This is a genomic window from Kineococcus siccus (assembly GCF_009906795.1).
In the GTDB taxonomy this organism is placed as follows: Bacteria; Actinomycetota; Actinomycetes; order Actinomycetales; family Kineococcaceae; genus Kineococcus; species Kineococcus siccus.
On record NZ_JAAALN010000199.1, the window covers coordinates 1 to 7,782 of the forward strand.

Below are 7,782 nucleotides of genomic sequence, written 5' to 3' on the forward strand. Positions count from 1 at the left end.
GGGCGCTCCCGAACGGGTGAACGCCGCACCTCCCCGACGGGCGCCCGCGGCCCGCCCCCCTACCCTCGGCGCGTGAGCTCCGTGCCCTCCCGCGTCGTCGTCGTCCTCAACCCGAACTCGACGGGTGACGGCCCGAGCAACGCGCGGGCGCTGCGCGACGACCTGTCCGAGCGCGCCCCCACCGTGACCGTGGACCTGGTCGAGACCCAGCACGCGGGGCACGCCGAGGAGCTGGCCTACGACGCCGTGCGGACGCACGGCGACGTCCTGGTCGTCTCGGCCAGCGGCGACGGCGGGTACCACGAGGTCGTCAACGGGGTCGTGCGCGCGGGCCGCGACGGCGCGGTGGGCGGGGCGGCGGCCGTCCTGCCGTCGGGCAACGCCAACGACCACGCCAGCGCCGTGCAGGGCCGCCCGCTCGTGGAGGCGGTCGTGGCGGGCGACCGGGCCCGGCTAGACCTGCTGGAGGTGCGGGTCGGCGAGCAGCCGCCGCGGGTCGCGCACTCCTACGTCGGCGTCGGGATCACCCCCGTCGCGGCGGCGGACCTCAACGACCACGACCTGGACGCCGTGAAGGAGACGCTGCTCGTCGTGAAGGCGTTCTGGCGCTACCGCCCGCTGACGATCCGCCACGACGGGCAGGACATCGACCTCGACAGCCTCGTGTTCGCCAACATCGGCCGGATGGCGAAGTACGCGGTCATCGACGAGGACTCCGCCCCCGACGACGGCCGCTACGAGACCCTGCTCATCCCCCACCGCAGCAAGCTGCGGCTGCTGGCCGACTTCACCCGCATCCTGCGCGGCCGGCACGAGGTCGTCTCGCGCAGCGAGCCGTACACCTTCACGACCGCCACGCCGATGCCCCTGCAGCTGGACGGCGAGCTCCTCCAGGTCGACGGCGGGACCGAGGTCGTCGTGCGCTGCCTGCCGGGCGCCCTGTCGACCGTCGTCTGAGCGACGCGGTGGATGGTCACGGAGTGGGCGCCGCCACGGGCGCGGCGGGGAAGCCCGCGCGGTACTCGCGCGGCGTCCGCCCCTTGACGTCGCGGAACCGCCGGTTGAAGTTCGACAGGTTGCTGAACCCGCACTGCCCGGCGACGGCCGCGACGGGCAGGTCGGTGTCGCGCAGCAGCCGGCAGGCGGCGTTGACGCGGACGACGTTCAGGTAGATCGAGATCCCGCTGCCCGTGGCCCGCGAGAACAGCCGGCTGGCCGAGCTCGGGGTGAGGTGGGCCGCGGCCGCCACGTCGGCCAGCGTGAGCCGCGCGGCGTAGCGCGCGTGCATCAGCCCCACCATGGCCTCGACGCGGGCGGCGGTCGCCCGGTCCAGCGCCGGGCTCCCGGGCCCGCTGGTCAGCGGGGTCCCGCCCTCGCGGGCCAGCCGGACCAGCAGGCCGAGCAGCTCCACCGTCTTCTCGGCGGGCGGCAGCTCCTCGAGGCGGCGCAGGGGCGCGTCGCCGGACGTGAACGCCAGCCCGCGCGAGGCACCGTCGAGCATGGCCGCGACGTCCTCGAAGACGGCGTGCCCGAAGAACTCCGGCCCGAGGAAGTCGCGCCGGAACTGCACGACGACGGCGACGTGCTCGCTCTCCCCCGGTGTGGACACGTACGTGTGCGGCACCTCGGGGCCGATGAGGGTGAGGCTCCCGGGGGCGTAGTCGCCGACGGAGTCCCCCACCAGGCGCGTGCCGTGGCCGCGGCGCACGTAGGTCAGCTCGAACTCGGGGTGGAAGTGCCAGACGGACTCGAACTGCCGGGCGGCCACGGTCGTCAGCCGCCAGCTCAGCGGGTGCGCGGGCACGATGTGCTCGAAGGACGCCAGCACGTCGGCCCCCTCCCCCGTCGGACGGACAAGAAAGTACCAGAACCGGCCACGGATCGACGTTGTGACGGGAAATCCCGGGGCGGGACCCTCGACGCATGACGACGACAGCCGACAGCCTGCAGACCGCCTACCCCCTCACCGCGGAGACCGTCGCGAGGTTCCGCGAGGACGGTTTCGTCAAGCTCTCCCAGGTGCTCGACCCCGACGTGCTCGCCTACTACGAGAAGGAGATCACCGCGAAGGTCAAGGAGGTCAACACCCAGCACCTGCCGCTGGAGGAGCGCACCACCTACGGCCGGGCCTTCCTGCAGGTGGCGAACCTGTGGCAGCACAGCGAGGTCGTGAAGGAGTTCGTGTTCTCGCAGCGGCTGGCCCGCATCGCGGCCGCGCTGCTCGAGGTCGACGGCGTCCGCCTCTACCACGACCAGGCGCTGTACAAGGAGTCCGGCGGCGGCATCACCCCCTGGCACGCCGACCAGTACTACTGGCCCCTGTCCAGCGACCGCACGGTGACCGTGTGGGTCCCGCTGCAGGAGACCCCGCTGGAGATGGGGCCGCTGTCCTTCGCGCGCGGCAGCCAGCACTTCGAGTTCGGCCGCGACCTGCCGATCAGCGACGAGTCGGAGGCGGCCCTGCAGGTCGCCCTCGCCGAGCACGACTTCCCGCTCGCGGTCGAGCCGTTCGCGCTCGGCGACGTCAGCTTCCACACCGGGTGGACGTTCCACCGGGCCGGCGCGAACAGCTCGGGCGCCCCGCGGGCCGTCATGACCGTCATCTACATGGACGCCGACATCCGGCTGACCGAGCCGGCGAACGACCAGCACCGCAGCGAGGTGGAGAACTGGATGCCCGGGACGGCGGTGGGCGAGGTGCCCGCCAGCCCGCTGAACCCGGAGCTGTACCGGGCGAGCTGACGGAGCGGGTGGGCAGCGGAGGGTCACGGACCGTGCCGGCCGTCACCGTGCCGACCGTCACCGTGCCGACCCTCACCGCGCGGGCCGTCGTCGCCGACGGGGCAGGCGGTCTCGCCGTCGAGACGGTCCTGGTCGAGCCCCCCGGGCGCGGTGAGGTCCTCGTCGAGGTCCGCGCCTCGGGGGTCTGCCACACCGACCTGGACGGGCTGCGGCGGTGGTGCACCCGCCCGACCGTCCTGGGGCACGAGGGCGCGGGGGTGGTCGCCGCGGTGGGCGAGGGGGTCCAGCACGTGGCGCCCGGCGACCACGTCCTGCTGACGTGGGCCATCGCGTGCGGGCGGTGCGTCCCGTGCAGCGAGGGGGCACCGACCCTGTGCGAGGTCCTCGGCGGCGAGCGCGGGCACGCCCACCCCGGGTCGACCCGTCGGCCGGACGGCACGCCCCTGGACCGGTGGTTCAACCTGGGCACGATGGCGACGGCGACCGTGGTGCGCGCCGAGGCCGTCGTCCCGATCCCCGCCGACGTCCCGTTCCCGTCGGCGTGCCTGCTCGGCTGCGCCGTCATGACGGGTTTCGGGTCCGTCGTCAACGCGGCCCGCGTCCGGGCCGGTTCCACCGTCGCGGTCCTCGGCTGCGGAGGCGTGGGGCTGAACGTGGTGCAGGCCGCGCGCCTGGCCGGCGCGCGCCGCGTCGTCGCGATCGACGTCGACCCCGCGCGCGCGGAGGCCGCCCGGCGGTTCGGCGCCACCGACGTCCTGCGCCCCGAGCGGGGGGACACCTCGCTGCGGGGCCTGCGCGCCGACCTGGAGCGCATCGGCGGCGGCCGGCTGCTCGACTACGCCTTCGAGTGCACCGGGGTCCCGGCCCTCGCCGTGGCTCCCCTGGCGTGCATCCGCAACGGCGGCACGGCCGTCCAGGTCAGCGGGACCGAGGAGCGCGTCACCGTCGACATGACGCTGTTCGAGTGGGACAAGACCTACCTCAACCCGCTCTACGGGCAGTGCCGCCCGTCCGTGGACTTCCCGGTCCTCGTCGACCTCTACCGGCGGGGGCAGCTGCTGCTGGACGAGCTCGTCTCCCGCACCTACCCGCTCGAGGCAGCGGCCGAGGCCTTCGCCGACGCGGCGGCCGGGACCACGTCGAAGGGGGTGCTCCTGCCGTGACGGACCTCCCGCCGCGTCCCGCTGTGCGCCCCGTCGCGTTCGGCAGCACCGAGGTCGCCGCGCACCCCTCGCCCGACGGGCTGCACGACGTCGCGGTGTTCAGCTGGGCCCTCGACCGGCGTGCCGACGTGACGCTGTTCGCCCCGCGGGGCACCGACCGCGACGCCCCCCTCCCCCTCGTCGTGCTGCTGCACGGCGTCTTCGGCAGCCACTGGTCGTGGGCCCGCAGCGGGCTCGCGCACCACGTGCTGCAGGACCTCGTCGACGCCGGGGAGGTCCGGCCCGTCCTGCTGGCGATGCCCTCGGACGGCCTCGTCGGCATCGGCAGCGGCTACGCGACGCGGCCGGGGGCCGACGCCGAGACCTGGGTCGCCGAGGAGGTCCCCGCCGCCGCGCGCCTGCTGCACCCCCGCGCGGGGGAGGGCGGCCTCGCGGTCGCGGGCCTGTCGATGGGCGGGTGGGGCGCGCTGCGGCTGGCCGCGCGCCGGCCCGGCGCCTACCGGGCCGCGTCCGGGATGTCGCCGCTGACCCGCTGGGACCAGGTGGCCGGGTACGCGACCGGCCGGCACCGGGCCGAGCACGCGACCCCCGTCGAGGACCCCGACCTGGCCGGGCTGCTCGTCGCGCACCGGGACCGGCTGCCGCCGCTGCGGATCACGTGCGGGACCGCCGACGCGCTGCTCCCCGACGTGCGCGGCCTGCGGCGTCGGCTGCTGGCGGCCGGGGTCGGCCACGAGTACGCGGAGTCGGCCGGCGGCCACGAGTGGCGAGTGTGGGAGCGGGAGCTGCGGGCGACGCTCGTGTTCCTCGACCGCTGCTGGTGACGGCCTACCCCTTGAGGCCGCCCGTGACGGTCTGCACGAACTGCTTCTGGAACAGCGAGAAGACGATGATGATGGGGATCGCGGTGAGCACCGAGCCGGCCATGATCCCGCCGTAGTCGGTGCTGTACTGGCCGACGAGGTTCTGCAGGCCGACGGTCGCCGTGAACGCCGACGGGTCGTTGAGCAGCGACGAGGCGATGACGTACTCCTGCCACGTGTTCACCAGCACGTAGATGCCCGACGCGGTCAGCGCGGGGGCCATGAGCGGCAGCACCACCCGCCCGAACGTCGCGACGTGACCACAGCCGTCGATCGCGGCCGCCTCGTCCAGCTCGCGCGGCACGTCGTCGACGAACCCCTTGAGCAGCAGCATGCACACCGCGGTGTTCAGGCCCGCGTAGGCGACCCCCAGACCGATGACGCTGTTGAACAGCTGCAGGCTCGCCCACAGCTGGTAGAGCGGGACGACGACGGAGACGCCGGGGATGACCTGCACCACGAGGATGAGCCAGAACAGCGCACGGCTCCCCCGGAACGTGAACCGGGAGAACGCGTACGCCGCGACGGCCCCCACCGCGACGCTGAGGACCGCCGCGAGCAGGCAGGCGATCGTGCTGTTGACCAGCGCGCGGGGCAGGCCGCGCGAGAGGACCGTGGCGTAGTTGCCCAGCCCCAGGTCGGAGACGTCGAAGAAGGAGCCCGTGAGGACGTTGGTCTGGCGCAGCGAGGCCAGCACGACCCACGCGAACGGCACGACCACGACGACGGCGACCAGGACGAGCAGGACGCCCCCGGGGAGCAGGCCGCCCAGCCGGGCCCGCGCGGCGCTCACGCCCGCCCCCGCCGGCCGACGAGGACCAGCCGCACGACGACCGGGACCAGGACGATGAGCAGGATGACGACCGACAGGGCTGACGCGCGCGCGAAGTCGAAGTTGGCGAACGCGGTGTTGTACAGCCAGACCGGCAACGTCAGGGTGGCCTGCGACGGCCCACCTTGCGTCATGAGGTACACCCCGTCGAAGTAGTTCGACGTCGCGATGACGCCGAGGACCAGGCTGGTCGTGATGATGGCCCGCATCTGCGGGAGCACCACGCGCGTCAGGGTCTGGAAGGAGCTCGCCCCGTCGACGCGCGCCGCCTCGCGCGTCTCGGCGGGCACGGACTGCAGGCCCGCCAGCAGCAGCAGGAAGTAGAAGGGGAACCCCTTCCACGCGGCGGCGACGATCACGGCGATCATGGCCGTGTCGCTGTTCGCCAGCCACGCCTGCTGCGTGGGCAGGCCGATCAGGGACAGGGCCGAGTTGACCAGGCCCCGGTCGGTGTAGAAGACCACCCAGATGTTGGCCGCGACCACGCCGGGCAGCACCCACGGGATGATGAGCAGGGACCGGGCCCGGCGGACGAACCACGTGTTGCGGTCGGCCACGAGCGCCGCGAGGGCGCCGAGGCCGAACTGCAGCGCGGTGACACCGACCGTCCAGTACACGGTCAGCAGGACCGACCGGTAGAAGACCGGGTCCGAGAGCAGCGCCTCGTACTGCGCGAACCCCACGAACGTCGACGTCCCGCCCGAGGCCGTCGTGAAGCTGGCCACGACGTTGCGCACGATGGGGTAGCCCACGACGAACGCCAGCAGCGCGAACGCCGGGAGCAGCCACACGTACGGTGCGACGCCGGGCCCGCGGCGCCGGGACGGACCCGGCGCCGGGGGCGAGGTGACGGCGCTGGTCGGTGTCACCGTGGACACGCCTCAGCCTCCCAGGGTGGCCTGGAACGCCGTGTTGGCCTTCGCGAGGCCGGCCTCGACGGTCTCGTCGCCTTGCAGGATGGACTGCATGGCGCTGGTCAGCAGGTTCCCCTGCTCGACGAGCTTGTCGCTCAGCGGGATCGGGTTGTCGGCGTTCTCCTCGAGGATCTTCCAGTAGATGTCGTACTGGGGGTCCTTGAGCGTGGTGGCGGCGTCGCGGCCGGACAGCGTCGCGGGCATGAGGCCCGTGAACTTCACGATGTTGGCGGGCTTGTACATGTCGGCGACGAACGCCTTCAGCGCCGCCTTCTTGGCGTCGTCCTCCACGTACGCCGGCACCCCGAGGACCCAGCCGCCCGTGCTGGAGTAGACCGTCTCGTCCATCGGCAGCGTCTGGCCCAGCTCGAAGTCGGGCCCCGTGGTCCCCGCGGCGGGGATGCTCCAGAAACCCTCGAACTGCATGCCGACGGTGCCGGCCGCGAAGCCCTCGCCGCACGCCTCGTTGGAGGTCGACACGATGTTCGACTCGGCGCCGGTGGCCGCGAGGTCCTTGAAGAAGGTGACCCCCCGGACCGCCTCGGGGGTGTCCAACGTCGCCTTCGTCCCGCTGGCGTCGACGAAGGAACCGCCGGACTGCTTGACGAACGGGCCCATGTTGGAGTTGATCGTGTACTCCTTCACCCCGCCGACGTAGCAGAAGCCCTGGTAGTCGTCGCCGAGGGCGCGGACCTTCTGCGCGGCGGCCAGGATGTCGGCGTAGTCCGCGGTCTCCCCGAACGGTGCGACCCCGGCCTTCTCGAGCAGCTTCTTGTTGTACTGCAGCACGCGGGTCCCGGTGTCGATGGGGATCGTGACCTGCTCGTCCTCGTACGCCGCGGCCTTGTACAGGTTCGGGTAGAAGTTGTCCGCGGCCAGGTCGCCGTCGGAGCCGATGATCGGCGTGACGTCCTGCAGGAACCCCTTGCCCGCGAACGAGGGCATGCTCGTCCCGTTGATCTGCGCGAGGTCGGGCCCCTGCCCGGAGCTGAACGCCTGCCCCAGCGAGGTGTCGTACTGGGCGAAGGCGATCTCCCGCAGCTTCACCTCGTACTGCGGGTTGGCCGCGTTGAAGCTCTGCACGTAGGGCGCGATGGTGGCGGTGCCGGCGGGGACCCAGAGGTTGATCTCGGTGGTGCCACCGCCGTCGGACGTGCCGCTGCTCGAGCCGCAGCTCGACAGCACCAGTGTGGCGGCGAGCGCGGCTCCGGCGGTGCCGACGAGCCTCCTGCTGATGACCATGATCTCTCCTTCGAGCGGGCCTGGGG

General features: G+C 73.0%; 8 protein-coding genes. 4 read left to right on the forward strand and 4 right to left on the reverse strand.

Annotation, left to right across the window (positions count from 1 at the left end; translation table 11 throughout):
* Positions 1–72: 72 nt before the first annotated feature.
* Positions 73–957 carry a diacylglycerol kinase family protein gene (locus tag GTR02_RS17610; protein WP_166608790.1) on the forward strand — a complete coding sequence of 295 codons (885 nt, stop codon included), beginning with the start codon at positions 73–75 and terminating at the stop codon, positions 955–957.
* A 16-nt stretch (positions 958–973) separates the two neighbouring features.
* On the opposite strand, the gene GTR02_RS17615 is transcribed toward GTR02_RS17610, so the two are convergent.
* On the reverse strand, positions 974–1,828 hold the full coding sequence (locus tag GTR02_RS17615) for a helix-turn-helix domain-containing protein (protein WP_166608791.1): 855 nt from the start codon (positions 1,826–1,828) through the stop codon (positions 974–976).
* Positions 1,829–1,923: 95 nt separating this feature from the next.
* Here GTR02_RS17615 and GTR02_RS17620 point away from each other — a divergent pair, with 95 nt between their 5' ends.
* From GTR02_RS17620 to GTR02_RS17630, 3 genes are read left to right on the forward strand one after another with little or no spacing between them, the layout of a single operon-like run.
* Entirely contained in the window at positions 1,924–2,742 is an 819-nt protein-coding gene (locus GTR02_RS17620) for a phytanoyl-CoA dioxygenase family protein (RefSeq protein WP_166608792.1), read from the forward strand.
* A gap of 32 nt (positions 2,743–2,774) precedes the next feature.
* Positions 2,775–3,905 carry an alcohol dehydrogenase catalytic domain-containing protein gene (locus tag GTR02_RS17625; RefSeq protein WP_205709528.1) on the forward strand — a complete coding sequence of 377 codons (1,131 nt, stop codon included), beginning with the start codon at positions 2,775–2,777 and terminating at the stop codon, positions 3,903–3,905.
* Between the two features lie 23 nt (positions 3,906–3,928).
* Positions 3,929–4,729: an alpha/beta hydrolase-fold protein gene (locus GTR02_RS17630; protein ID WP_166608793.1), complete on the forward strand. Its 801-nt coding sequence runs from the start codon at positions 3,929–3,931 to the stop codon at positions 4,727–4,729.
* A gap of 4 nt (positions 4,730–4,733) precedes the next feature.
* On the opposite strand, the gene GTR02_RS17635 is transcribed toward GTR02_RS17630, so the two are convergent.
* The 3 genes from GTR02_RS17635 to GTR02_RS17645 all read right to left on the reverse strand — a co-directional run.
* Positions 4,734–5,561 (reverse strand): ABC transporter permease subunit, encoded by an 828-nt coding sequence (locus tag GTR02_RS17635; RefSeq protein ID WP_166608794.1) that lies wholly within the window; start codon positions 5,559–5,561, stop codon positions 4,734–4,736.
* Positions 5,558–6,478: an ABC transporter permease subunit gene (locus GTR02_RS17640; protein ID WP_166608795.1), complete on the reverse strand. Its 921-nt coding sequence runs from the start codon at positions 6,476–6,478 to the stop codon at positions 5,558–5,560. The genes GTR02_RS17635 and GTR02_RS17640 overlap by 4 nt, the downstream gene beginning before the upstream one ends.
* A gap of 3 nt (positions 6,479–6,481) precedes the next feature.
* On the reverse strand, positions 6,482–7,782 hold a 1,301-nt coding region (locus tag GTR02_RS17645), incomplete at its 5' end, for an ABC transporter substrate-binding protein (protein ID WP_205709529.1).